This window comes from Pseudomonas sp. GW101-3H06, from assembly GCF_059424605.1.
The window spans coordinates 4,823,398-4,847,522 of sequence record NZ_JBWKZO010000001.1 but is presented as its reverse complement, the minus strand read 5'-3'; the positions used below and the strand labels follow the sequence as shown (position 1 = coordinate 4,847,522).

23 protein-coding genes and 1 pseudogene are annotated in these 24,125 nt (G+C 59.9%); 22 read left to right on the top strand and 2 right to left on the bottom strand.

The genetic code is table 11. The features are described 5' to 3' along the window. The 11 genes from AC07ZE_RS22165 (at nt 1) to flhB (ending at nt 9,195) form a co-directional block, all read left to right on the top strand. Nucleotides 1-1,707 (top strand): ATP-binding SpoIIE family protein phosphatase, encoded by a 1,707-nt coding sequence (locus tag AC07ZE_RS22165; protein ID WP_207266644.1) that lies wholly within the window; start codon nt 1-3, stop codon nt 1,705-1,707. Nucleotides 1,708-1,737: 30 nt separating this feature from the next. Then, the gene (locus AC07ZE_RS22160; protein WP_207266643.1) at nt 1,738-2,106 is read left to right on the top strand and encodes an Hpt domain-containing protein; all 369 of its coding nucleotides are present in this window, start codon (nt 1,738-1,740) and stop codon (nt 2,104-2,106) included. An 83-nt stretch (nt 2,107-2,189) separates the two neighbouring features. After that, nucleotides 2,190-3,551 carry a flagellar hook-length control protein FliK gene (locus AC07ZE_RS22155; RefSeq protein WP_207266642.1) on the top strand — a complete coding sequence of 454 codons (1,362 nt, stop codon included), beginning with the start codon at nt 2,190-2,192 and terminating at the stop codon, nt 3,549-3,551. 234 nt (nt 3,552-3,785) lie between these two features. Continuing rightward, on the top strand, nt 3,786-4,286 hold the full coding sequence (fliL, locus tag AC07ZE_RS22150; protein WP_207266641.1) for a flagellar basal body-associated protein FliL: 501 nt from the start codon (nt 3,786-3,788) through the stop codon (nt 4,284-4,286). 9 nt (nt 4,287-4,295) lie between these two features. Continuing rightward, complete coding sequence (gene fliM / locus AC07ZE_RS22145) at nt 4,296-5,264, top strand: flagellar motor switch protein FliM (RefSeq protein WP_056853014.1); 969 nt, start codon at nt 4,296-4,298, stop codon at nt 5,262-5,264. Nucleotides 5,265-5,330: 66 nt separating this feature from the next. Next, complete coding sequence (gene fliN / locus AC07ZE_RS22140) at nt 5,331-5,789, top strand: flagellar motor switch protein FliN (protein WP_137805386.1); 459 nt, start codon at nt 5,331-5,333, stop codon at nt 5,787-5,789. Next, nucleotides 5,790-6,239: a flagellar biosynthetic protein FliO gene (fliO, locus tag AC07ZE_RS22135; protein ID WP_207266640.1), complete on the top strand. Its 450-nt coding sequence runs from the start codon at nt 5,790-5,792 to the stop codon at nt 6,237-6,239. Next, a complete protein-coding gene (gene fliP / locus AC07ZE_RS22130) occupies nt 6,239-6,997 on the top strand; it encodes a flagellar type III secretion system pore protein FliP (RefSeq protein WP_095195713.1) in 759 nt (252 codons plus the stop codon). The genes fliO and fliP overlap by 1 nt, the downstream gene beginning before the upstream one ends. Further along, nucleotides 6,994-7,263: a flagellar biosynthesis protein FliQ gene (fliQ, locus tag AC07ZE_RS22125; protein WP_008058625.1), complete on the top strand. Its 270-nt coding sequence runs from the start codon at nt 6,994-6,996 to the stop codon at nt 7,261-7,263. The genes fliP and fliQ overlap by 4 nt, the downstream gene beginning before the upstream one ends. 3 nt (nt 7,264-7,266) lie before the next feature. Then, the gene (gene fliR / locus AC07ZE_RS22120) at nt 7,267-8,052 is read left to right on the top strand and encodes a flagellar biosynthetic protein FliR (RefSeq protein ID WP_095195711.1); all 786 of its coding nucleotides are present in this window, start codon (nt 7,267-7,269) and stop codon (nt 8,050-8,052) included. A 3-nt stretch (nt 8,053-8,055) separates the two neighbouring features. After that, a complete protein-coding gene (flhB, locus tag AC07ZE_RS22115; protein WP_207266639.1) occupies nt 8,056-9,195 on the top strand; it encodes a flagellar biosynthesis protein FlhB in 1,140 nt (379 codons plus the stop codon). Nucleotides 9,196-9,346: 151 nt separating this feature from the next. Here flhB and AC07ZE_RS22110 read toward each other — a convergent pair. Both AC07ZE_RS22110 and AC07ZE_RS22105 read right to left on the bottom strand, forming a co-directional pair. Next, a pseudogene (locus tag AC07ZE_RS22110) lies at nt 9,347-9,700 on the bottom strand (DUF6124 family protein); the annotation flags it as partial. Nucleotides 9,701-10,479: 779 nt separating this feature from the next. Continuing rightward, nucleotides 10,480-11,184 carry an RHS repeat-associated core domain-containing protein gene (locus tag AC07ZE_RS22105; protein ID WP_207266637.1) on the bottom strand — a complete coding sequence of 235 codons (705 nt, stop codon included), beginning with the start codon at nt 11,182-11,184 and terminating at the stop codon, nt 10,480-10,482. A 409-nt stretch (nt 11,185-11,593) separates the two neighbouring features. Between AC07ZE_RS22105 and flhA the strand changes: the two genes are divergently transcribed. The 11 genes from flhA (at nt 11,594) to AC07ZE_RS22050 (ending at nt 24,092) form a co-directional block, all read left to right on the top strand. Then, nucleotides 11,594-13,723, top strand: a complete 2,130-nt coding sequence (gene flhA / locus AC07ZE_RS22100; protein WP_207266636.1) for a flagellar biosynthesis protein FlhA — start codon at nt 11,594-11,596, stop codon at nt 13,721-13,723. Between the two features lie 11 nt (nt 13,724-13,734). Beyond that, nucleotides 13,735-15,060 (top strand): flagellar biosynthesis GTPase FlhF, encoded by a 1,326-nt coding sequence (flhF, locus tag AC07ZE_RS22095; protein WP_096509577.1) that lies wholly within the window; start codon nt 13,735-13,737, stop codon nt 15,058-15,060. A 116-nt stretch (nt 15,061-15,176) separates the two neighbouring features. Next, entirely contained in the window at nt 15,177-16,007 is an 831-nt protein-coding gene (gene fleN / locus AC07ZE_RS22090; RefSeq protein WP_008001746.1) for a flagellar synthesis regulator FleN, read from the top strand. Beyond that, complete coding sequence (fliA, locus tag AC07ZE_RS22085; RefSeq protein WP_007894214.1) at nt 16,004-16,744, top strand: RNA polymerase sigma factor FliA; 741 nt, start codon at nt 16,004-16,006, stop codon at nt 16,742-16,744. Before fleN ends, fliA begins: the two co-directional genes overlap by 4 nt. A gap of 166 nt (nt 16,745-16,910) precedes the next feature. After that, complete coding sequence (locus AC07ZE_RS22080) at nt 16,911-17,282, top strand: chemotaxis response regulator CheY (RefSeq protein ID WP_003183998.1); 372 nt, start codon at nt 16,911-16,913, stop codon at nt 17,280-17,282. 19 nt (nt 17,283-17,301) lie between these two features. Next, nucleotides 17,302-18,090, top strand: a complete 789-nt coding sequence (locus AC07ZE_RS22075; protein WP_207266635.1) for a protein phosphatase CheZ — start codon at nt 17,302-17,304, stop codon at nt 18,088-18,090. A 71-nt stretch (nt 18,091-18,161) separates the two neighbouring features. Continuing rightward, nucleotides 18,162-20,423 (top strand): chemotaxis protein CheA, encoded by a 2,262-nt coding sequence (locus tag AC07ZE_RS22070; protein ID WP_207266634.1) that lies wholly within the window; start codon nt 18,162-18,164, stop codon nt 20,421-20,423. Nucleotides 20,424-20,474: 51 nt separating this feature from the next. Continuing rightward, nucleotides 20,475-21,617 carry a protein-glutamate methylesterase/protein-glutamine glutaminase gene (locus tag AC07ZE_RS22065; RefSeq protein ID WP_207266633.1) on the top strand — a complete coding sequence of 381 codons (1,143 nt, stop codon included), beginning with the start codon at nt 20,475-20,477 and terminating at the stop codon, nt 21,615-21,617. Beyond that, nucleotides 21,617-22,357 carry a flagellar motor protein gene (locus AC07ZE_RS22060; protein WP_095195703.1) on the top strand — a complete coding sequence of 247 codons (741 nt, stop codon included), beginning with the start codon at nt 21,617-21,619 and terminating at the stop codon, nt 22,355-22,357. Before AC07ZE_RS22065 ends, AC07ZE_RS22060 begins: the two co-directional genes overlap by 1 nt. Before the next feature lie 15 nt (nt 22,358-22,372). Beyond that, the gene (motD, locus tag AC07ZE_RS22055) at nt 22,373-23,263 is read left to right on the top strand and encodes a flagellar motor protein MotD (RefSeq protein ID WP_207266632.1); all 891 of its coding nucleotides are present in this window, start codon (nt 22,373-22,375) and stop codon (nt 23,261-23,263) included. 40 nt (nt 23,264-23,303) lie between these two features. After that, on the top strand, nt 23,304-24,092 hold the full coding sequence (locus tag AC07ZE_RS22050) for a ParA family protein (RefSeq protein ID WP_095195701.1): 789 nt from the start codon (nt 23,304-23,306) through the stop codon (nt 24,090-24,092). The last annotated feature ends 33 nt before the right edge of the window (nt 24,093-24,125 follow it).

The window sequence follows — 24,125 nt, the reverse complement described above, 5'->3', positions numbered from 1 at the left end:
GTGCAGCCTGCACTCGAATCGCTGACGATTTTGATCGCTGAAGACAGCGCGGCTGATCGCATGCTGTTGTCGAGTATCGTCCGGCGCCAGGGGCATCAAGTGCTCACGGCTGCCAATGGCGCTGAAGCGGTCGAGGCGTTTCGCCAGCAACGGCCGCAGCTGGTGTTGATGGACGCGATGATGCCGGTGATGGATGGTTTCGAAGCGGCCCGACAGATCAAGGAGCTGGCCGGGGAAACCCTGGTGCCGATCATCTTCCTTACCTCGCTGTCCGAGAGCGAAGCCTTGGCCCGCTGTCTGGAGGTCGGAGGTGACGATTTTCTGGCGAAGCCGTACAACCAGGTAATTCTCGCCGCCAAAATCAAGGCGATGGACCGTCTACGGCGGTTGCAGACGACGGTGCTGCAGCAACGCGACCAGATCGCCCGGCATCATGACTACCTGCTCAACGAGCAACGGGTGGCCAAGGCCGTGTTCGACAAAGTGGCCCATTCCGGCTGTCTGAAAGCGCCGAACATCCGCTATCTGCAATCGCCTTACGCTCTGTTTAATGGCGATTTGCTATTGGCTGCGTTCACCCCGGCCGGCGACATGCACGTGTTGCTGGGCGATTTCACCGGCCATGGCTTGCCGGCCGCAGTAGGGGCGATGCCCTTGGCCGAGGTCTTTTACGGCATGACGGCCAAGGGCTATGGCTTGGCGGAAACCCTGCGCGAGATGAATGCCAAGCTCAAACGCATCCTGCCGGTGGACATGTTCTGTTGCGCAACAATGTTATGCCTGAGTTTTCAGCGGCGTTCGGTTGAGGTCTGGAACGGCGGCATGCCGGACGGCTACCTGCACAGCATTGCCACGGGGGAGCGCACGCTGCTGACGGCCCGGCACTTGCCGCTTGGCGTGCTGAGCCCGCAAACCTTCGACGACCGCACCGAAGTGTTTCCGATGGCCATCGGGGATCGGGTGTTTCTGTTGTCCGACGGGGTGATCGATACCTGCGATGCCAATGAGCAATTGTTTGGTGTGCAGCGCTTGCAGCAGGTGTTTGCGGCCAATCGACAGCCCGATGCGTTGTTCGAGGATATCAACCAGGCGCTGAGGGATTTTCGCGGTGAGGCCCGGGACGATGTCAGCATGGTCGAAGTCAGCCTGCTGGACCCGGTGCAACTGAGTCCGCCTGCGCCGGTCTATTCCGACAGCGGTCAATCCTGTCCGCTGGACTGGTCGGTGAGTTTCGAATATCGCGCCGCCACGCTCAAACGCTTCAACCCCCTGCCGTACCTGCTGCAATTGCTGCTTGAAGTGCACGGTCTGCGGACGCAGAGCGGCGCGCTGTACAGTGTTCTGGCCGAGTTGTATTCCAATGCCCTGGAGCATGGGGTGCTGGGGCTGGATTCAAACCTCAAGAGCGATGTCGCCGGTTTTGCCCGTTACTACCAGCAGCGCAATTCGCGCCTGGATGAACTGCAGGACGGTTACGTGCGAGTCCATCTGCAGGTTACGCCGCGGGACGAGGGCGGGTGTCTGGTTATACGCGTCGAGGACAGCGGCAAGGGATTTGATGTCGAGCGAGTGATGGAGCGTCCGGTCGATCCTGTCCGTTTGTCGGGACGTGGCGTCAATCTGATCCGTCAGTTGGGGCATAACGCCAGTTGGTCCGACGATGGTCGAAGTGCCCGCGTGGAGTTTTTCTGGGAGGCTCTGGCATAATCCGCGCATTCTTGATCAAGGAGTGAGCAAGTGACTGACAAACATCTGGACCCGGACGTGCTCAGTGCGTTGCGGGAAGTCATGGAGGATGAGTTTTCGACGTTGGTCGAAACCTTCCTGGCGGACTGCGAAGAGCGGTTGCAGCAATTGACTGTAACGGGCGATGCCACTCGGATTCTCGAGACCGCGCATAGCTTCAAGGGCAGCAGCAGCAACATGGGGGCGATTCGCCTGGCCGAGCTGTGTCATGACCTGGAGCAGCGGGCCAAAGAGCGAAATTTTTCCGCCATTGAAACGCTGGTCGCTGAAATCGCCCGCGAATTCGCCTTGGTCCGGCCACTTTATGAAGACGAGCGACAGCGTTCGCTCTCTGCCATCGCGACCGTTCGGCCGTATTAATTACGACCGGACAAAACTGGCCCGTCCTTTGCAGCCAACTCTCCCAACTGTACCTACGATCCCAGTGCAGCGGAGACCGTTAAATGCCCGTTACCCCCAATCTGCTTCTACAGGCTGCCGCGCAGGCCAAGACTCAAGCTGCCTCCGCCAATTCCACGGCGCTGTCCGCTGAGCCCGGGGACAAGGCTTCCAGCTTCGCTCAGGTGTACGCCAAGCAGGCGCAGAGCAAACCTGTTGCAGCGGCTGATGGTTCGGCCAGGCCGGTCCGCGACAAAGCGGCGGACAGCACCGGCAAGAAGGATGTCGCTGACGACAAATCTGCCGCCCCGGAACCGGTCGTTGCCGAAAGCGGCAAAACCTTGCCCGCCGATAAAACGGCGCAGGTTGACGATAAGACGAGCGATGAATCGGCGGACACTGCGCAGACGCCGGTGGCCGAGGCTGCGCCTGTCGACCCGGCGCTCGACCCTGCTTTACTGCAAGTCGTGCAACCGGCGGTCGCTGTGCCGGTTCCGGCAGCACTGCCCGTGGTCGATGCCGCTCAGCAGCAGGTTCAGGCCCCGGTTGTCGCGACTGTCACGGCGCCGGCATCAGCGGCCGTCGCCATCACCGAAACCGATTTCGATCCCGAAGCCGATCCGCTCGACGCGTTGCCCGCCGTGCGCATGGCCATGGAGCAGAGCGGCCACGTTTCTGCATCCAGTCAGGCACAACCCAAAGCCGCAACGACACCTGCCCAGGCCCAGGTCGATGGGGAGCAGACCTCGGCGCAGAACTTTGCCGCCGGCATGGCCAACATGCTTGATGTGCAGGCCGGCAAGGACAGCACCAGCCAGGGTGGCGACAAGGCGTTCAGCGGCCTGATCGATGAGGGGCTCAAGGATCTCACATCGGCCAGCAGCGATACCCGGGTCGACGATTTCGCCAACCGCCTGGCGGCATTGACGCAAGCGGCCACGCCGAAAACCGCCAATGCCTTGCCGGTGAACCAGCCGATTGCCATGCATCAGAGCGGCTGGACCGAGGAAGTGGTGAATCGGGTCATGTACCTGTCCAGCGCCAACCTCAAGGCGGCCGATATCCAGTTGCAACCGGCTGAACTGGGACGTCTCGACATTCGTGTGAACATGGTGCCGGACCAGCAGACCCAGGTGACGTTCATGAGCGCACACCCAGGCGTTCGCGAGGCGCTGGATGGTCAGGTTCATCGTCTGCGGGACATGTTCGCGCAACAGGGCATGGGCCAGGTCGACGTCAACGTCTCCGACCAGTCTCGGGGTTCGCAGCAGGGGCAGGAGCAGGCTCAGCAGAGTCAGGGCGGGCGGACCAGTGCCAGCGGTGGCCGCCTTGATTCAATGGATGACGAGCTGACCCCAAGCGTCGCCGAAGTGGCCGCGCCGGTGACCAGCGTGATCGGCTCCAGCGCCGTCGACTACTACGCCTGATCAAACCAAACACCCAACCCTGTGGGAGCGAGCCTGCTCGCGAAGGCGCCAGATCAGACACCTTTTAGGTAACTGACAGATTGCTTTCGCGAGCAGGCTCGCTCCCACAAGGGTCTTGTGGTGTTCTTCGGATCGCTTGCGGTCCACCCATCTCCCTCCCGACACTTCTGGCATAACACTTGCTCTTGCCTATCCGTGCGACTGTGAAAACCCGAATAGTGACGGATTATTGGCATGGCGAAGAGCGACGCAGCAGTAAAAGACCCCGCAACCAAAGGCAAACTCAAGCTGATTATCGTGATCGTGCTGGCCCTGTTGCTGGCGATCGGTTTGTCCGTGGGGGCGACCTGGTACTTCATGCACAGCACCCAGAGCAAGCCTGTCGCCGCGGCTGAAGTCGCTCCGGTGGGCAAGCAGCCGGCGATTTTCGAGTCCATGGCGCCTGCGTTTGTCGCCAACTACAACCAGAACGGCCGTCAGCGCTACATGCAGGTGAGCATCACCATGCTCGCGCGCAACCAGGTGGACCTGGATGCGCTCAAGGTTCACATGCCGGTGATCCGCAATAATCTGGTCATGCTGTTCTCCGGGCAGGACTTCGCCACGCTCGCGTCGCCGGTCGGCCAGGAAATGCTGCGTCAGAAAGCCACGGCCAGCGTCCAGGAAGTGGCGCAGAAAGAGCTCGGCAAAGTGGTCGTCGAACAGTTGCTTTTCACTAATTTCGTACTGCAGTAGGAACACGACATGGCCGTGCAGGACCTGCTGTCCCAGGATGAAATCGACGCGCTGTTGCATGGCGTGGACGATGGTCTGGTACAGACCGATAACGCTGCCGAACCCGGCACCGTCAAAAGCTACGACCTGACCAGCCAGGATCGCATCGTCCGTGGACGCATGCCGACCCTGGAGATGATCAACGAACGTTTCGCCCGCTACACGCGCATCAGCATGTTCAACATGCTGCGCCGCTCGGCAGACGTGGCGGTCGGTGGCGTGCAGGTGATGAAGTTCGGCGAATACGTGCACTCGCTGTACGTGCCGACCAGTCTCAACCTGGTCAAGATCAAACCGCTGCGCGGCACCGCGCTGTTCATCCTCGACGCCAAGCTGGTGTTCAAACTGGTGGACAACTTCTTCGGCGGCGACGGCCGTCACGCCAAGATCGAGGGGCGTGAATTCACCCCGACCGAACTGCGCGTGGTGCGCATGGTGCTGGAGCAGGCCTTCATCGACTTGAAGGAAGCCTGGCAGGCGATCATGGAAGTGAACTTCGAGTACATCAACTCGGAAGTGAACCCGGCCATGGCCAACATCGTCGGCCCGAGCGAAGCCATTGTGGTGTCGACTTTCCACATCGAACTCGATGGCGGTGGCGGTGACCTGCACGTGACCATGCCGTATTCGATGATCGAGCCGGTGCGCGAAATGCTCGACGCGGGCTTCCAGTCGGACCTCGACGATCAGGACGAACGCTGGGTCAATGCCTTGCGTCAGGACGTGCTGGATGTCGACGTGCCGATCGGTGCCACGGTGGCCCGTCGCCAGTTGAAGCTGCGTGACATCCTGCACATGCAGCCGGGGGACATCATCCCGGTGGAAATGCCGGAAGACATGATCATGCGCGCCAACGGCGTACCGGCCTTCAAGGTCAAGATGGGCTCGCACAAAGGCAACCTTGCGTTGCAGGTGATCGAGCCGATTGAGCGCCGCTGACCGGCGCTCCAACCCTATTTGAAATGACTGCTTCTGACTGAGCAGTTGCTCGCCGAGGACAATTTGATGGCTGACGATATGAATAACCAGGACGACCAGGCGCTGGCTGACGAGTGGGCTGCGGCCCTGGAAGAATCTGGCGACGGCGGGCAGGCCGACATCGATGCACTGCTGGCAGCCGATGCTTCCGGTTCGTCTTCCAATCGCCTGGCGATGGAAGAGTTCGGCAGCGTGCCGAGAAACAACGATCCGGTCACCCTCGACGGCCCGAACCTGGACGTGATCCTCGATATCCCGGTGTCGATCTCCATGGAAGTGGGCAGCACCGACATCAACATTCGCAACCTGTTGCAACTCAACCAGGGTTCGGTGATCGAGCTCGATCGCCTGGCCGGTGAGCCGCTGGACGTGCTGGTCAACGGCACGCTGATCGCCCATGGCGAAGTGGTGGTGGTCAACGAAAAGTTCGGCATCCGCCTGACTGACGTGATCAGCCCAAGCGAACGCATCAAGAAGCTGCGCTGAGTGAAAAAGCTTCTTTGGAGCCTGTTGGCGTTGCCGTTCAGTGTGTTGGCGGTCGAGCCTGTCGCAACAACCGCTACGGCCGCCGCTGCGCCGGTGGCCAGCAGCGGGGTGGCCGGGCAATTGACGCAGCTTGTGCTGGGGTTGTTGCTGGTGCTGGGGTTGATCTTCTTCCTCGCCTGGCTGTTGCGTCGGGTCCAGCAGGCAGGCCCTGCCGGCAAGGGGCAGGTGATCGAGCTGATCGGTTCCCGCGCCCTCGGCCCGCGTGACCGGCTGATGCTGGTGCAAGTCGGCAACGAGCAGATCCTGCTCGGCCTCAGCCCTGGCACGATCACCGCGCTGCATGTGCTTAAAGAGCCGATTGAAGTGCCGTCCACCGCCGACAAAGCGACTCCGGAGTTTGCCCAGCATCTGCTGAAGATACTCGGCAAGGATCAGAAGGATAAGAAGTAATGGGTGCGCTACGCATCGTCTTGACGCTGGCCCTGCTGCTGGCCGCGCCGTTGGCGTTCGCCGCCGATCCGTTGTCGATCCCGGCCATCACCCTGGGTACCAATGCCGAGGGTGCCCAGGAATACTCGGTCAGCCTGCAAATCCTGCTGATCATGACCGCGCTGAGTTTCATTCCGGCGTTCGTCATGCTGATGACCAGTTTCACCCGGATCATCATCGTCTTTTCGATCCTGCGTCAGGCCCTGGGCCTGCAACAGACGCCATCGAACCAGATCCTCACGGGCATGGCGCTGTTCCTGACCCTGTTTATCATGGCACCAGTGTTCGATCGGGTTAACCAGGACGCCTTGCAACCGTATCTCGCGGAAAAAATGACCGCCCAGGATGCGGTGGCCAAGGCCCAGGTGCCGATCAAGGACTTCATGCTCGCCCAGACCCGCACCAGTGATCTGGAGTTGTTCATGCGCCTGTCCAAGCGCACCGACATTGCTTCGCCGGATCAGGCGCCGTTGACCATTCTGGTGCCGGCGTTCGTGACCTCGGAGCTGAAAACCGCGTTCCAGATCGGCTTCATGATCTTCATCCCGTTCCTGATCATCGACCTGGTCGTGGCCAGCGTGCTGATGGCCATGGGTATGATGATGCTGTCGCCGCTGATCATTTCCCTGCCGTTCAAAATCATGCTGTTCGTGCTGGTTGATGGCTGGGCGCTGATCATCGGCACCCTGGCGAGCAGTTTTGGTGGTGTCTCGCCATGACGCCTGAAGTTGCCGTCGACATCTTCCGCGAAGCCTTGTGGCTGACCACCCTGATGGTCGCGGTGCTGGTGATTCCGAGTCTGCTGGTCGGCCTGATCGTGGCGATGTTCCAGGCCGCGACCCAGATCAACGAACAGACCCTGAGCTTCCTCCCGCGTCTGCTGGTGATGCTGGTGACGCTGATCGTGGCCGGTCCGTGGCTGGTGCAGACCTTCATGGAATACATCCTGCAGCTGTACGGCAGTATTCCGCAGGTCATCGGCTAAGCCATGTCGTCGCTACTGCAACTGACGGACACCCAGATCAGTACCTGGGTGGCGGCGTTCATGTTGCCGCTGTTCCGCATCGGCGCCTTGCTGATGGTCATGCCGGTGTTCGGCACCTCCCTGGTACCCAAGCGGATCCGCCTGTATTTCGCCCTGGCCATCACCCTGGTCATCGCCCCGAGCCTGCCGCCCATGCCGCCGGTCAATGCATTGGCCCTGAGCGGGTGGATGCTGATTGGCGAGCAGATCCTTGTCGGCGCGATCCTCGGTTTCTCCCTGCAACTGTTTTTTCAAGCGTTCGTGGTGGCAGGGCAGATCGTGGCCATCCAGATGGGCATGGGCTTCGCCTCGATGGTCGACCCCACCAACGGCGTGTCGGTGGCCGTGATCGGGCAGTTCTTCACCATGCTGGTGACGCTGATGTTCCTGGCCATGAACGGTCATCTGGTGGTGTTTGAAGTACTCACCGAAAGCTTCACCACGCTGCCGGTGGGCAGCGGCTTGATGGTCAATCATTTCTGGGAGCTGGCCGGCAAGCTCGGCTGGGTGCTTGGCGCGGCGTTGCTGTTGGTGCTGCCAGCGATCACCGCGCTGCTGGTGGTCAACATCGCCTTTGGCGTGATGACCCGGGCGGCGCCGCAACTGAACATTTTTTCCATCGGCTTCCCGCTGACCCTGGTGCTTGGGCTGTTTATCGTCTGGGTCGGGCTGGCGGACATTCTCAATCAGTATCAACCGCTGGCCACCGAGGCCTTGCAGTTTTTACGCGAACTGGCAAAGGCGCGCTGAGTCATGTCTGAGAGCGAGAGCGGTCAGGACAAAACAGAAGACCCCACGGAGAAAAAGAAAAAGGACGCCCGTGAGAAGGGCGAGATTGCCCGTTCCAAAGAGCTCAACACCCTGGCGATCATGCTTGCCGGTGCGGGCGCGCTGCTGATTTTCGGTGGGGCGCTGGCCCAGGACATGATGGACCTGATGCGCCTGAATTTTTCCCTGTCGCGGGACGTGTTACTGGATCAACGGGCGATGGGTACTTACCTGCTGCACTCCGGGCAGATTGCCTTGCTGGCGGTTCAGCCGGTGATGATCACCTTGTTGCTGGCCGCGCTGATCGGCCCGATTTCCCTCGGTGGCTGGCTGTTCTCTGCCGGCACCATGGCCCCCAAATTCAGCCGCATGAACCCCGGCGCAGGCCTCAAGCGCATGTTCTCCGCCAAGGCCGTGGCCGAGCTGCTCAAGGCCCTGGCAAAGTTTTTCATCGTCCTGTTCGTGGCGCTGGTGGTGTTGTCGGCAGACATCGACGACCTGTTGCGCATCGCCCATGAACCGCTGGACCGCGCCATCACCCACAGCTTGCAAGTGGTCGGCTGGAGCACCCTGTGGATGGCCTGCGGGCTGATCATCATCGCCGCCGTCGACGTGCCGATCCAGCTCTGGGAAAGCATCAAGAAACTGAAAATGACCAAGCAGGAAGTGCGTGACGAGCACAAGGACCAGGAAGGCCGGCCAGAGGTCAAACAACGGATTCGCCAGCTGCAACGGGAAATGTCCCAGCGACGAATGATGGCGGCCATCCCCGATGCCGACGTGGTCATCACCAACCCGACCCACTACGCCGTGGCCCTGAAGTACGACGCGGACAAGAGCGGCGCGCCGATGCTGATCGCCAAGGGCAGCGACTTCCTGGCGCTGAAGATTCGTGAAATTGCGGCGGCCAACGAGATTCTATTGTTGGAGTCGCCGGCGCTGGCGCGGTCGATTTATTACTCCACGGAGTTGGAGCAGGAGATTCCGGGTGGGTTGTATCTCGCTGTTGCTCAAGTGTTGGCGTATGTCTATCAGATTCGCCAGTACAAGGCGGGCAAGGGCAAGCGGCCGGATCCGTTGAAGGATGATTTGCCGATTCCGCCGGATTTGCGGCGCGATTCCTGACCAGTTAGCCAACTCACACAAAACCTGTGGGAGCGAGCCTGCTCGCGAAGAGGCCATCCCAGCCAACAGAGATGTCGACTGATGCACCGCCTTCGCTAGCAGGCTCGCTCTCACATGAATTGTGCCTGACTCGAATCCTTAACCAGCCTTGCGGATCAATGTTATCCAGCGCCCGATTCACCGCAAGCTCACTCAGCATGATGATCTGCGAAATCGCCAGCATTGTGTTGCGCAGAGAACCTTTCAGACATCCCGCAAAATTATCGGCCACGATTCTGGCGGAGGCCAACGACTCACAGGCGTGGGCCAGCAGGCTTTCAGTGTCGATATCGGGTGCGATCACGAACATCGTGCTGGGTTTTCGCTCAATGGCGTTTATACGGGTGGACAGTTTGATGTACTCCTCAAGGGCGCGGTCGGCGGCTTCATGGAGTTTTTGCGTATCGATTGAGGTGTCTGGGGAAGTGTCTTCGGCTTCCGGCGGACTGGGCGTTACTTTGAACATATATGAAACTCCAAGTCAGAAAAGGGGAGCCAACACCTTCGCTACCAAACGAAGTGGTGGTGGCCATACGCGGGTTGGTAGACCGGTGACTTGGAGAACCGGCGCGCCCGAAGGCGCCCTGCGCATGGCCACCATAAAGACACAGGCCGCAAAGGCCTGATTCAGGTGTGCTACGCACTAAGTCTACCGGGCTACCAAACCCGATCGCTGTTTTTCAGCGACCGGGAAACGATAGAGCCCGGCACTCAGGCGCACAAGCCGGCGGATTCTGGCGTAGTCGTAGGCTGCTGCGCAAGGATGTGTAGGTTCTTTAGGTGTTTGGAGATATAGATTAAACATGATCGTTTAAATCAATAGGTCAGTGCCTTCAGTTGCCCTCGAATAGGTGAGGGAAGCGATTTCTAAGTGCTGGATTGCGGATTTCAGTGTCGTTGCCATACCGTATTATTTGGTTTGCCGCTCTGGTTGGAAGTATTCCAGGTTGCTCCCCATTCATTGCTGAGGCATATCCTTCGTTCTGTGCATGGAATTGTGTTCTATCTAAATTGTGACTATTCGGGTTTCGAAAATGCACATCATTTATGTAGTTGTCGAGGTTGATGTCGCCGATTGATTTATCGATTTCGCTTATTAGCTTGCCTGAAGCCTGGGAAGAGTTTGCTAGCTTTTGTAAGTCCCGTCCTTTCGCTGAGCTAAAACTGAGCTGTTTTAATGTTGGTGAGTTTATCCTGTATGTTTTTATGCCTGTGCTATCCATGTACATCGTAGTCGTGCCGTCGTTAATTGAGTAACTGATGAATGTTTTTGTTTGTTGTATCGAATACTTTATCTGGACCATTCTTTGCTCGAGGTAATACTTTTCGTTTTTTTATTCCTGAAGCTATTTTCGGGGGGGGCCGACTCCGCTTTAATGTGTTCTTCAAAATTTTCGCTGCAGCTATGCTAGCTGCGCTATGGCCACTTGGGTCTGATAGAGATACTGGATTTCCTAAGCAATATGCATAATGGTTCAGGCCTCCTCTACCAAGTGGACTCCAATTGTCCGGACTGACGAAGCGCATCAGCACCGGATTAAACGGTCGATACCCATTCCCCAAAAGATAATACCCGGTCACTGGATCCGGTTGTTCACCGTTGAAACCAAGCAGGCTTAGTAATCCGTTTAAAATCTGATGGTGGCCATAAGGGGAATAGGCGATTGGCTCTGGTGCTTGATTGGCCTTAAGTGTCTGCAGCACCGAGCGCTGTTGGTCGGTGACCAGTAGCGTGGTGTCGCATCTATTACCGTTGTCCTGCTGTTGAGCCAGCAACTGGTCGCCATGCTGGACAATCGAGTAACGCATCGCGCCCTGTATCTCGGTAGCCAGGCGGCTTTTGCAGTAGAAGCGCTGGTGCTCTGGCTCGTTCGGGAGTGTATTGGCGATGAGCCGGTCCAGGGCGTCATAGTGATATTGGCAGAGCAGGGTGACGGGCAGCGATGGCATGCGTGAGTGCTCCGAAGGTTCGAAGTGCTGGCGCTCAGTATCGGCGATGTTGCGTGGGGCGGGAACTAGCAGAACTGATAGGTTCGGTCGCGGCACAATCTCCTGAATCACTCAATACCTGTGGCGAGGGATTTGATTCGATTACTTGGTTTACCGCATAAGCAGTTCCGACCTCTTCGCGAGCAGGCTCGCCCCCACAGGGTGTGTGTCGAACGCTGGATTCACGGTTCGCCTCGATCATATTGTGGGAGCGAGCCTGCTCGCGAAGAGGCCAGAGCAGGCAATACAGATTTCCTCTGACAACCCCCTCTATTTCAACCCCCCGCAAAAGTTGGAAAGCTTCTTGCAGTAGCCGCCCTGCGCCCGCTTCAGGCGTCAAAAGTTTGCTTTAAAGGCACGGGGATTACCGGTGGATCGCTCTCAGTTACTCAGCAGTACACGCACGCACATGGCAGACCTCAGTCGAGGCAATCTGGGCGTGCCGCTGTTGTTGCTGGTCATGTTGGCGATGATGATGTTGCCGATGCCGCCGTTCCTGCTCGACGTGTTTTTCACCTTCAACATTGCCCTGTCGATTGTCGTGCTGCTGGTCTGCGTCTACGCCTTGCGGCCGCTGGATTTCGCGGTGTTCCCGACCATCCTGCTGGTGGCGACGCTGTTGCGACTGGCGCTGAACGTGGCCTCCACGCGGGTGGTGATGCTCCACGGCCAGGATGGTCACGCCGCCGCCGGTAAGGTGATCCAGGCTTTCGGCGAGGTGGTGATCGGCGGCAACTACGTGGTCGGTATCGTGGTGTTCGCGATTCTGATGATCATCAACTTCGTCGTGGTCACCAAGGGTGCCGGGCGGATTTCCGAGGTGAGCGCGCGTTTCACCCTCGATGCGATGCCCGGCAAGCAAATGGCGATCGACGCTGACCTCAACGCCGGCCTGATCGACCAGGCCCAGGCCAAGGCCCGTCGTTCGGAAGTGGCGCAGGAAGCCGAGTTCTACGGCTCCATGGACGGTGCCAGCAAGTTCGTGCGCGGTGACGCCATCGCCGGTTTGCTGATTCTGTTCATCAACCTGATCGGCGGCATGGCGGTCGGTATCTTCCAGCACAACATGACGTTCGCCGATGCCGGCAAGGTTTACGCGCTGTTGACCATCGGTGACGGTTTGGTGGCGCAATTGCCATCACTGCTGTTGTCCACCGCGGCGGCGATCATGGTGACCCGTGCTTCCGGTTCGGAAGACATGGGCAAGCAGATCAATCGCCAGATGTTCGCCTCGCCCAGGGCCCTGGCCGTGTCGGCGGGTTTGATGGCCGTGATGGGCCTGGTGCCCGGCATGCCGCATTTTTCCTTCCTGAGCATGGCTGCCCTGGCGGCGGGTGGTGCGTATCTGTTCTGGCGCAAGCAGAACATCGTCAAGGTCCAGGCTTTGCAAGAGGTCAAGCGTCAACAGGAGCTGCTGCCATCGCCGGCCCGCGCCCAGGAAACCAAGGAGCTGGGCTGGGATGATGTGACACCGATCGACATGATCGGCCTGGAAGTGGGTTATCGCCTGATTCCGCTGGTGGACCGCAATCAGGGTGGGCAATTGCTGGCGCGGATCAAGGGTGTGCGCAAGAAGCTGTCCCAGGACCTGGGTTTCCTGATGCCGACCGTGCATATCCGCGACAACCTCGACCTGGCGCCGAGTGCCTATCGCCTGACCCTGATGGGGGTGATCCTGGCGGAAGCGGAGATCTACCCGGACCGCGAACTGGCGATCAACCCCGGGCAGGTCTACGGCTCGCTCAACGGCATCACCGCCAAAGATCCGGCTTTCGGGCTGGAGGCGGTGTGGATCGAAATCAGCCAGCGTGCCCAGGCGCAATCGCTGGGCTACACCGTGGTCGATGCCAGTACCGTGGTGGCGACTCACTTGAACCAGATTCTGTACAAGCACTCCAGCGAGCTGATCGGTCACGAGGAAGTGCAGCAGCTCATGCAATTGCTGGCGAAAAACTCGCCGAAACTGGCCGAAGAACTGGTGCCGGGCGTGCTGTCGCTGTCGCAATTGCTCAAGGTCCTGCAGGCGCTGCTGGCCGAGCAGGTGCCGGTGCGCGATATTCGCAGCATTGCCGAAGCCATCGCCAACAACGCGTCCAAGAGTCAAGATACTGCCGCATTGGTGGCCGCGGTGCGCGTCGGCGTTTCCCGCGCTATCGTCCAAAGCATTGTAGGCACTGACTCCGAGCTGCCAGTTATAACGCTGGAGCCAAGGTTGGAACAAATATTGCTCAATAGTCTGCAGAAGGCAGGACAAGGCTCGGAAGAGGGCGTTTTGCTGGAGCCAAGCATGGCTGAGAAGCTGCAACGTTCGTTGATCGATGCGGCACAGCGCCAGGAGATGCAAGGTCAGCCGGTGATTCTGCTGGTAGCCGGCCCGGTTCGCGCGATGCTCTCGCGGTTTGGCCGACTGGCAGTGCCGGGTTTGCACGTTCTGGCGTACCAGGAAATTCCTGACAACAAGCAAGTGACCATCGTTGCGACAGTAGGGCCCAACGGCTGAGGTAGTGGGTTATGCAAGTTAAGCGTTTTTTCGCCGCCGATATGCGTCAGGCCATGAAACTGGTTCGTGATGAGCTGGGTGCCGATGCCGCCATCATTGGCAACCGCCGCATCGCCGGTGGGGTCGAGCTGACGGCTGCCCTGGATTACAAGCTGTCGGCGCTGGCGCCGCGTGTTCCGAACATGGAACTTGAAGACGAGCTGCGCAAGACCCAGTCGCGGATCGTCACCGCCCAGGCCGAATTGAGCCTGCGCAGCGAGGGTGAGAGCGACAACGCGACCAATCGCCAGTTGTTCGCCGGCCTGCCGCTCACGGCCGCCGAGCCACTGATCGAACCCACCTACGCCGAGCCCCGTCGCCCGGCGCCGGCACCTGTTGCTGCGCCTGCGGTCGATCAGCGTGTGTTCGACTCGATGCGGTTCGAACTCAACGGCCTGCGTGAGCTACTTGAAGTTCAACTGGGCTCCCTGGCCTGGAATCAGCTGCAAGGCAGCCGCCCGGACCAGGCTAACCTCTGGCGCCGCTTGCAGCGCATCGGCCTGTCCGGCCCGTTGTCGCGGGACTTGTTGGCGCTGATCACCGATATCGAAGAACCCCGCCAGGCCTGGCGCATGTTGCTGGCCCACTTGGCGCGGATGATTGCCACACCGGAAGTCGAACCGCTGGAAGAGGGTGGTGTGATTGCCATGGTCGGCCCTGCCGGCATGGGCAAGACCACCACCCTGGCCAAGCTGGCTGCCCGTTACGTGCTCAAATACGGCGCGCAAAACATCGCGCTGGTGAGCATGGACAGCTATCGTATTGGTGCCCAGGAGCAACTCAAGACCCTGGGCCGGATTCTCAACGTGTCGGTAACTCACGTCGATCCGGGGCAATCGCTGGTGCAGGCGCTGGATCCATTGTTGCGCAAACGCGTCGTGCTGATCGATACCGCCGGCCTGCAAGCCAGCGATCCGGCGCTGCGCATGCAGCTCGAAAGCCTGGCCGGGCGTGGCATCAAGTCAAAAAATTACCTGGTCCTGGCAACCACCAGCCAGAAACAGGTTCTAACGGCCGCTTATCACAGTTACAAGCGCTGCGGGCTCGCTGGCTGCATCCTGACTAAACTGGATGAAACGGCGAGTCTGGGCGAGGTGTTGAGCCTTGCCATCAGCCATGAGTTGCCGGTGGCGTACCTGACCGATGGGCCGCGGATTCCGGATGATTTGCATCTGCCGCGTCGTCATCAACTGGTCAGTCGCGCCGTGAGCGTGCAAATGCAGGAAGAGCCCAGCGAAGAAGCCATGGCTGACATGTTCGCTGATATCTACCACAGCCCGACCAAGCAGGTAGGCTGAGGTGACAATGAATCGTTTTTGTACCTACATCGATGGTCTGCCATGCATTGTTCCAGTTGCGAACGCGCAGCCAGTAATGTGGCCTCCGTCTATGCAAGACAAGGTAAAGAAATAACATGGGCAGCATGCATCCCGTACAGGTGATCGCGGTGACCGGCGGCAAAGGTGGCGTCGGGAAAACTAACGTGTCAGTGAACTTGTCCCTGGCTTTGGCTGAGCTTGGCCGGCGCGTCATGCTGCTGGACGCCGATCTGGGGCTGGCGAACGTCGACGTTCTGCTGGGTCTGACACCCAAGCGTACTCTGGCTGATGTGATTGAAGGCCGTTGCGAGCTGCGTGACGTCCTGTTGCAGGGGCCAGGCGGCATCCGCATCGTTCCGGCCGCGTCCGGGACCCAGAGCATGGTGCATTTGAGCCCGGCGCAACACGCCGGCCTGATCCAGGCGTTCAGCGACATCGGCGACAATCTCGACGTGCTGGTGATCGACACCGCTGCGGGTATCGGTGACTCGGTAGTCAGTTTTGTGCGCGCCGCGCAGGAAGTGTTGCTGGTGGTCTGCGACGAGCCAACCTCGATCACCGACGCCTACGCATTGATCAAATTGCTTAACCGCGATTACGGCATGAATCGTTTCCGCGTCCTGGCCAACATGGCGCAGAGCCCGCAGGAAGGTCGCAACCTGTTCGCCAAGTTGACCAAGGTCACCGACCGCTTCCTCGACGTCGCCCTGCAATACGTTGGCGCCGTGCCGTACGACGAAAGCGTGCGCAAGGCCGTGCAGAAACAACGTGCGGTCTATGAAGCGTTCCCGCGTTCCAAGTGCTCGCTGGCGTTCAAGGCCATCGCACAGAAGGTCGATACCTGGCCGCTGCCCGCCAACCCGCGCGGGCACCTGGAGTTTTTCGTCGAGCGCCTCGTGCAACAAACGGCAGGACCTGTGCTATGACAGCCAGCGGTTACAACCTCTACAAGAAGTCGGCGCGTGACGCGCAGTACGAGCTGATCGAGCGTTACGCGCCACTGGTCAAACGCATTGCCTATCACCTGCTGGCACGTCTGCCGGCCAGCGTCCAGGTCGAAGACCTTATCCAGGCCGGGATGATCGGCCTGCTTGAAGTGTCGACCAAATACGACGCCAGCAAAGGCGCGAGTTTCGAGACGTACGCGGGCATCCGCATCCGCGGCGCCATGCTCGATGAAGTACGCAAGGGGGACTGGGCACCACGTTCGGTCCACCGCAATACCCGGATGGTCAGCGACGCCATTCGCTCGATTGAAGCTAAAACCGGTCGTGACGCTAAAGATCACGAAGTTGCGGCCGAACTCCAATTGAGTCTCGACGATTATTACGGGATTTTGAACGACACCCTGGGCAGCCGCTTGTTCAGCTTCGACGATCTGTTGCAGGACGGCGAACACGAAGGGCTGCATGAGGATGGCGCGAGTGCTCATCTTGAACCGTCACGCGATCTGGAAGATGAACGCTTCCAGGCGGCGCTGGCGGACGCGATTGCCAATTTGCCGGAGCGTGAGCGACTGGTGTTGGCGCTGTACTACGACGAAGAGCTGAATCTCAAGGAAATCGGTGAGGTCCTGGGGGTCAGCGAATCTCGGGTCAGCCAGTTACACAGCCAGTGCGCGGCCCGTTTGCGGGGGCGTTTGGGAGAGTGGCGAGCGCGCTGAAGGCAGTGTGGGGGCACTGCGACGTGGCTGGTGGGGTGATGAACCGCGCCGGTCTCGATCCGCTGTACTCCAGACAGTCATCGAGTGCTTTGCCAGATTGATTGAAATGGCGCGTCCAGGTGCTGGGCGCGTTTTAGTCTGCTTGGAGGTCGAATTGGACAAGAACATGAAAATCCTCATCGTTGATGACTTCTCAACGATGCGGCGGATCATAAAAAACCTGTTGCGTGACCTTGGGTTCACCAACACGGTCGAGGCCGACGATGGCACTACCGCCATTCCGGTACTCAACAGCGGGAGCATCGACTTTCTGGTAACGGACTGGAACATGCCAGGCATGACCGGTATCGATCTGCTGCGCCACGTGCGTGCCGATGAAAAGCTCAAGCACCTGCCGGTGCTGATGGTGACCGCTGAAGCCAAGCGCGAACAGATCATCGAAGCGGCCCAGGCCGGTGTAAACGGCTATGTGGTCAAACCCTTCACGGCCCAGGCGTTGAAAGAAAAAATCGAGAAGATTTTCGAACGCATCGGTTGAACTGCGCCACGGGGGAGCTATGGGGCATAACGAATCTTCGCAGGGTGATTTTGAATCGACCCTGAAAAAACACGCCGTCGAACTGGTCGCGAGCCTTGAAAAGGGCAAGTTCGGCGATGCTGTGCAATTGATCCATGAGCTCAACCAGACCCGTGACCGCGGCCTGTATCAGGAAGTGGGCAAGCTGACCCGCGAGCTGCATAGCGCGATCGTCAATTTCCAGATTGACCCGCACATGCCGCAAGCCGAGGAAGTGTCGCAGATCACGGATGCGACCGAGCGCCTGTCCTATGTGGTCAAGCTGACCGAGGCGGCGGCCAACCGCACCATGGACCTGGTGGAAACCGCCACGCCGGTGGTCAACCGCCTGAGCGATGAAGCCCAGGCCTTGAGTACCGACTGGGGACGGTTCATGCGTCGTGAAGTCGGGGCTGAAGAGTTCCGCGAACTGGCGCGGCGGGTCGACGGTTTCCTGGCGCGCAGCGCCGAAGACGGCCGCGCGGTGTCGAGCAACCTCAACGACATCCTGCTTGCCCAGGATTACCAGGACCTCACCGGTCAAGTGATCAAGCGCGTGACCCAACTGGTCACCGAAGTTGAAAGCAACCTGCTCAAGCTCGTACTCATGGCCAGTCAGGTGGACCGCTTTGCGGGCATCGAACATGACCGTGAGGCGATGCTTGCCGAAAAAGATCCACAAAAACATCTCTCTCAGGGTGAAGGTCCGCAGATTCATGCCGATAAAAGAGAAGACGTTGTGTCCGGTCAGGACGATGTGGACGATTTGCTATCCAGCCTGGGATTTTAGAATTTTAGTTTTCTAGAGTTTTGGAGTTTTAGGTTTTTTGGGTTTTTAGACCTGTTAGGAGCACACCATTAATGAGCTTCGGCGCCGATGAAGAGATCCTTCAGGATTTCCTGGTTGAGGCCGGCGAGATTCTAGAGCAACTGTCAGAGCAACTGGTCGAGCTGGAAAGCCGGCCAGATGATGCGGACTTGCTCAATGCAATTTTTCGCGGTTTTCACACTGTAAAAGGGGGCGCCGGCTTCCTCCAGCTCAACGAGCTGGTGGAGTGCTGTCACATCGCCGAAAACGTGTTCGACATCCTGCGCAAGGGCGAACGTCGCGTCGACTCGGAATTGATGGACGTGGTTCTCGAAGCACTGGACGCGGTGAACAGCATGTTCAGCGAAGTCCGCGAGCGCAGCCCGATCACGGCTGCCACGCCTGAATTGCTCGCGGCCCTGGCTCGTCTGGCCGAGCCGCAAACGGCTGACGAGGTCGCACCGGCACCTGTTGCCGACGTGGTTGAAGAGCCTGTCGCTGAAAGCGAATCGGGCGATATTACCGACAATGAATTTGAACAACTGCTGGACTCGCTGAACGCCGTCAAGGCTCAGGCCGAGGCGCCGGCGGCTGCTCCGGCACCGGCCAGCGACGGCGCTGCCAGTGACGAAATCACCGATGCCGAGTTCGAGTCGTTGCTCGACCAGTTGCACGGTAAAGGCCAGTTTGCCGTTGATGCGGTGGTGGCGCCTGCCGCGCCTGCCGCGCCGCAAGCGCCGAAAGCCGCCGGTGACAGCTCCGATATTACGGATGACGAATTCGAAGCACTGCTCGACCAGTTGCACGGCAAGGGCAACTTTGCGGTGGATGCGCTGGAATCGGCCATTGCTTCGGTACCGACCCCTGCAGTGCCAGCCGCCGCTGCGGCCGGTAGCGACCTGATCACCGATCACGAATTCGAATCGCTGCTTGACGAATTGCACGGCAAAGGCAAGTTCACCGAAGTCGGCACTGCCTCTGGAACCGCTTCCGGCACCAGCGCACCGGTGGCGGCACCTGTCGCCAAGGCTGCGACACCGAAACCCGTGGCCAAGGCGCCAGAGCCGAAAGCCGAAGCTCCAGCGGCCGCTGCCGCTCCGACCCGCGCCCCGGCATCGGCGCCAGCGGAAAAACCGGCCAGCGAAGCCGAGACGACCGTGCGGGTCGATACCGCGCGTCTCGACGAAATCATGAACATGGTCGGCGAACTGGTGCTGGTGCGTAACCGCCTGGTCCGTCTTGGCGCCAACAGCGCCGATGAAGCCATGTCCAAGGCCGTGTCGAACCTCGACGTGGTCACGGCCGACTTGCAGACCGCGGTCATGAAGACCCGGATGCAGCCGATCAAGAAAGTCTTCGGGCGCTTCCCGCGCCTGGTTCGCGACCTGGCTCGCCAGCTCAAGAAAGAGATCAACCTGGAGCTGGTCGGCGAAGAAACCGACCTCGACAAGAACCTCGTTGAAGCCCTGGCCGACCCGCTGGTTCACTTGGTGCGCAACGCAGTCGATCACGGCATCGAGTCGCCGGAAGAACGCGAAGCTTCGGGCAAGGCCCGTGGCGGCAAGGTCATCCTGGCCGCGGAGCAGGAGGGTGACCACATCCTGCTGTCGATCTCCGATGACGGCAAAGGCATGGACCCGAACGTCCTGCGTTCCATCGCCGTGAAACGCGGTGTGATGGACAAGGATGCGGCCGACCGCCTGAGCGACACCGAGTGCTACAACCTGATTTTCGCCCCGGGCTTCTCGACCAAGACCGAGATCTCCGACGTATCGGGTCGTGGCGTGGGCATGGACGTGGTGAAAACCAAGATTTCCCAGCTCAACGGCTCGATCAACATCTACTCGGCCAAGGGGCAGGGTTCGAAGATCGTCATCAAGGTGCCGCTGACCCTGGCGATCATGCCGACGCTGATGGTCATGCTCGGCAACCAGGCGTTCGCGTTCCCGCTGGTGAACGTCAATGAGATCTTCCACCTCGACCTGTCGACCACCAACGTGGTGGATGGCCAGGAAGTGGTGATCGTGCGGGACAAGGCGCTGCCGTTGTTCTACCTCAAGCGCTGGCTGGTCAGCTCCGCCGCTCACGAAGAGCAGCGCGAAGGCCATGTGGTGATCCTTTCGGTGGGCACTCAGCGGATCGGCTTCGTCGTCGATCAACTGGTGGGCCAGGAAGAAGTGGTCATCAAGCCATTGGGCAAAATGCTCCAGGGAACCCCGGGCATGTCGGGCGCCACCATTACCGGTGACGGTCGCATTGCACTGATTCTCGATGTTCCGAGCATGCTCAAGCGTTACGCCACGCGGCGTATTTGATACTGGCGAAGCGGGGCGACTGATGGTCCCGCGGCGTCTAACGGAGTGTTTATGGCAGTCAAAGTCCTGGTGGTGGACGATTCGGGGTTTTTCCGCCGCCGCGTCTCGGAAATTCTTTCAGCGGATTCGAATATCCAGGTCGTTGGCACGGCGACCAACGGAAAAGAGGCGATCGATCAGGCACTGGCCCTCAAGCCGGACGTGATCACCATGGACTATGAGATGCCGATGATGGACGGCATCACGGCGGTGCGACACATCATGCAGCGCTGCCCGACTCCGGTCTTGATGTTTTCTTCGCTGACCCACGAAGGTGCCCGGGTGACCCTCGATGCGCTGGACGCCGGCGCGGTGGACTTCCTGCCAAAGAATTTCGAAGACATCTCGCGCAACCCCGAGAAGGTCAAGCAACTGCTGTGCGAGAAGATTCTGAGCATCTCGCGCAGTAACCGTCGCGTCAGTGCCTACAGTGCTCCGGCTCCGGCACCGGCAGCGGCAGCCACACCAGCGCCTGCGCCTGCGCCTTCCAGCCTCGGCAGTTATGGTGGCAGCGCACCTGCGCGTCCGGCTCCGACCCCGATCCCTGCACGCGCCCATGCGGCCACGCCGTCGTCGCCCGCGCCGAAACGCAAAGCCTACAAACTGGTGGCCATCGGTACCTCCACCGGTGGGCCGGTTGCCCTGCAGCGGGTGTTGACCCAGTTGCCGGCCAACTTCCCGGCACCGATCGTGTTGATCCAGCACATGCCTGCAGCATTCACCAAGGCTTTCGCGGAGCGTCTGGACAAGCTCTGCCGCATCAGCGTCAAGGAAGCCGAGGATGGCGACATCCTGCGTCCAGGCCTGGCGTTGCTGGCTCCGGGTGGCAAGCAAATGATGATCGACGGCCGTGGCGCGGTGAAAATCCTGCCGGGCGACGAGCGTTTGAACTACAAGCCGTGCGTGGATATCACTTTCGGTTCGGCGGCCAAGTCCTACGGTGACAAAGTTCTGGCAGTGGTATTGACCGGCATGGGCGCCGACGGTCGCGAAGGCGCGCGTCTGCTCAAGCAGGGCGGCAGTTCGATCTGGGCCCAGGATGAAGCCAGCTGCGTGATCTACGGCATGCCGATGGCCATCGTCAAAGCCGAGCTCGCCGACGCGGTGTACAGCCTGGACGACATCGGCAAGCACCTGGTCGAGGCCTGTATCTGATGGATGTTCTGAGCCTTATCGGCATCATTATGGCGTTCGTCGCCATCATCGGCGGCAACTACCTGGAGGGCGGACACCTCGGTGCGCTGGCCAACGGCCCGGCGGCACTGATCGTACTGGGCGGGACCATTGGTGCAGCATTGCTGCAATCACCGATGAGCGCTTTCAAGCGGGCCATGCAGATCCTGGCGTGGATTCTGTTCCCGCCACGCGTCGACCTGGCCGGTGGCATCGATCGTGTCGTCAACTGGAGCCTGACCGCGCGCAAGGAAGGCTTGCTCGGTCTGGAGGGCGTCGCCGACACCGAACCCGACAGCTATTCGCGCAAAGGCTTGCAACTGCTGGTGGACGGCGCCGAGCCGGAAGCCATCCGCAGCATTCTGGAAGTGGATTTCTATACCCAGGAAAGCCGCGATATCGAGGCCGCCAAAGTCTTCGAAAGCATGGGCGGCTACGCGCCGACCATCGGCATCATCGGTGCGGTGATGGGCCTGATTCACGTCATGGGCAACCTCGGTGATCCGTCGCAACTGGGTAACGGCATTGCCGTGGCCTTCGTCGCCACCATCTACGGCGTGGCCAGTGCCAACCTGGTGCTGCTGCCGATTGCCGCCAAACTCAAATCCGTTGCATTGCGCCAGTCGCGTTATCGCGAAATGTTGCTCGAAGGCATCCTGTCGATCGCCGAAGGTGAAAATCCGCGCTCCATTGAATTGAAGCTCCAGGGCTTCATGGATTGATGGGGGTAATGGACTATGGCTCGTCGTCGCCAACATGATGAACACGTCAACCACGAGCGCTGGCTGGTGTCCTACGCGGACTTCATCACCTTGCTCTTCGCGTTTTTCGTGGTGATGTATTCGATATCTTCGGTCAACGAAGGCAAGTACAAGGTCATTTCCCAAGCGCTGATCGGCGTCTTCAACGATGCCGACCGTTCGCTCCAGCCTATACCCATCGGTGAAGAACGCCCGAAGACCGTGACCCCGGCCAAGCCGCTGGTCAAGGATGCTGAACAAGTTGACGCCGGTATCGCCGGGGCCAGCGATCCGCTGAAAAGCATCGCCGACGACATCAGCGCAGCCTTTGGCGACTTGATCAAATCCAACCAGATGACCGTGCGCGGAAATGAGCTGTGGGTCGAGATTGAACTCAATTCCAGCCTGTTGTTCGGTAGCGGCGACGCCATGCCCAGCGACATGGCCTTCAATATCATCGACAAGGTCGCGGCCATTTTGAAGCCGTTTGACAACCCGATTCACGTCGAAGGTTTCACTGACGATCAACCCATACGTACCGCGCAGTACCCGACCAACTGGGAACTGTCGTCGGCCCGTTCGGCGAGCATCGTGCGCATGCTGGCGATGCAGGGGGTGAACCCCGGCCGTCTGGCGTCGGTGGGCTACGGCGAATTCCAGCCCGTGGCCAACAACGCGACGGTCGAGGGTCGGGCGCGCAACCGTCGTGTAGTGCTGGTGGTGTCACGCAATCTTGACGTGCGCCGCAGCCTGACCGGGACCGGAGCCGCTCATACCACACCGGATGCCGCTTTGAAGCGTGCTGGCACACAAACTGCACCGACCCCGGTCAAGTCGCCGGTACGAGAGAGCGCCGTCAATTCTCCGTCACCCGCATTAACACGTTGAGCTATTTCCCGGTCGATTCGACCGGGAGGAACCAAACCAAATGAGAGTCTGGGCAGTCGCCAATCAAAAGGGTGGTGTCGGTAAAACCACTTCCTCCATTGCTTTAGCCGGTTTGCTGGCCGAGGCGGGCAAGCGCGTGGTCGTGGTTGACCTTGACCCCCACGGCTCGATGACCAGTTATTTCGGCTACGACCCCGACAGCCTGGAACACAGCAACTACGACCTGTTCCTGCATAAGGGCAGCGTGCCGCAGGGTTTGCCCGGACAATTACTGCTGTCGACCAGCGACGAACGTATTTCCCTGCTGCCGTCGAGTACCGCCCTGGCCACCCTTGAACGCCAGTCGCCGGGCCAGAGTGGCCTGGGCCTGGTGATCGCCAAGAGCCTGGCGCAGTTGTGGCAAGACTTCGATTACGCGGTGATCGACAGCCCGCCGTTGCTCGGCGTGCTGATGGTCAATGCCTTGGCGGCGAGCCAGCAACTGGTGATCCCGGTGCAGACCGAACACCTGGCGGTCAAAGGCCTGGAGCGCATGATCAACACCCTGGCGATGATCAACCGCTCGCGCAAACAGGCCTTGCCGTTCACCATCGTGCCGACTCTGTTCGACCGGCGTACGCAAGCGTCCCTCGGCACGCTGCGGGTGTTGCGCGACAAGTTTCCGGAGGAAATCTGGCAGGGCTACATTCCCGTGGACACCCGCTTGCGTGATGCCAGTCGTGCCGGGCTGACGCCTTCGCAATTCGACGGCAAGAGCCGTGGCGTTCTTGCCTACCGTGCGCTGCTCAAGCATTTGCTGACGGCACAACTTGTGCCGCAGGTGGCCTGAAGATGAAACCCGTACCGCTCGCTCCTACAGGAG

Coding starts and splice junctions, on each gene's coding strand:
- AC07ZE_RS22155 (WP_207266642.1), top strand. CDS start 2,190: ATGCCCGTTACCCCCAATCTGCTTCTACAGGCTGCCGCGCAGGCCAAG.
- fliL (WP_207266641.1), top strand. CDS start 3,786: ATGGCGAAGAGCGACGCAGCAGTAAAAGACCCCGCAACCAAAGGCAAA.
- fliM (WP_056853014.1), top strand. CDS start 4,296: ATGGCCGTGCAGGACCTGCTGTCCCAGGATGAAATCGACGCGCTGTTG.
- fliN (WP_137805386.1), top strand. CDS start 5,331: ATGGCTGACGATATGAATAACCAGGACGACCAGGCGCTGGCTGACGAG.
- fliP (WP_095195713.1), top strand. CDS start 6,239: ATGGGTGCGCTACGCATCGTCTTGACGCTGGCCCTGCTGCTGGCCGCG.
- fliQ (WP_008058625.1), top strand. CDS start 6,994: ATGACGCCTGAAGTTGCCGTCGACATCTTCCGCGAAGCCTTGTGGCTG.
- fliR (WP_095195711.1), top strand. CDS start 7,267: ATGTCGTCGCTACTGCAACTGACGGACACCCAGATCAGTACCTGGGTG.
- flhB (WP_207266639.1), top strand. CDS start 8,056: ATGTCTGAGAGCGAGAGCGGTCAGGACAAAACAGAAGACCCCACGGAG.
- AC07ZE_RS22105 (WP_207266637.1), bottom strand. CDS start 11,184: ATGCCATCGCTGCCCGTCACCCTGCTCTGCCAATATCACTATGACGCC.
- flhF (WP_096509577.1), top strand. CDS start 13,735: ATGCAAGTTAAGCGTTTTTTCGCCGCCGATATGCGTCAGGCCATGAAA.
- fleN (WP_008001746.1), top strand. CDS start 15,177: ATGGGCAGCATGCATCCCGTACAGGTGATCGCGGTGACCGGCGGCAAA.
- fliA (WP_007894214.1), top strand. CDS start 16,004: ATGACAGCCAGCGGTTACAACCTCTACAAGAAGTCGGCGCGTGACGCG.
- AC07ZE_RS22080 (WP_003183998.1), top strand. CDS start 16,911: ATGAAAATCCTCATCGTTGATGACTTCTCAACGATGCGGCGGATCATA.
- AC07ZE_RS22075 (WP_207266635.1), top strand. CDS start 17,302: ATGGGGCATAACGAATCTTCGCAGGGTGATTTTGAATCGACCCTGAAA.
- AC07ZE_RS22070 (WP_207266634.1), top strand. CDS start 18,162: ATGAGCTTCGGCGCCGATGAAGAGATCCTTCAGGATTTCCTGGTTGAG.
- AC07ZE_RS22065 (WP_207266633.1), top strand. CDS start 20,475: ATGGCAGTCAAAGTCCTGGTGGTGGACGATTCGGGGTTTTTCCGCCGC.
- AC07ZE_RS22060 (WP_095195703.1), top strand. CDS start 21,617: ATGGATGTTCTGAGCCTTATCGGCATCATTATGGCGTTCGTCGCCATC.
- motD (WP_207266632.1), top strand. CDS start 22,373: ATGGCTCGTCGTCGCCAACATGATGAACACGTCAACCACGAGCGCTGG.
- AC07ZE_RS22050 (WP_095195701.1), top strand. CDS start 23,304: ATGAGAGTCTGGGCAGTCGCCAATCAAAAGGGTGGTGTCGGTAAAACC.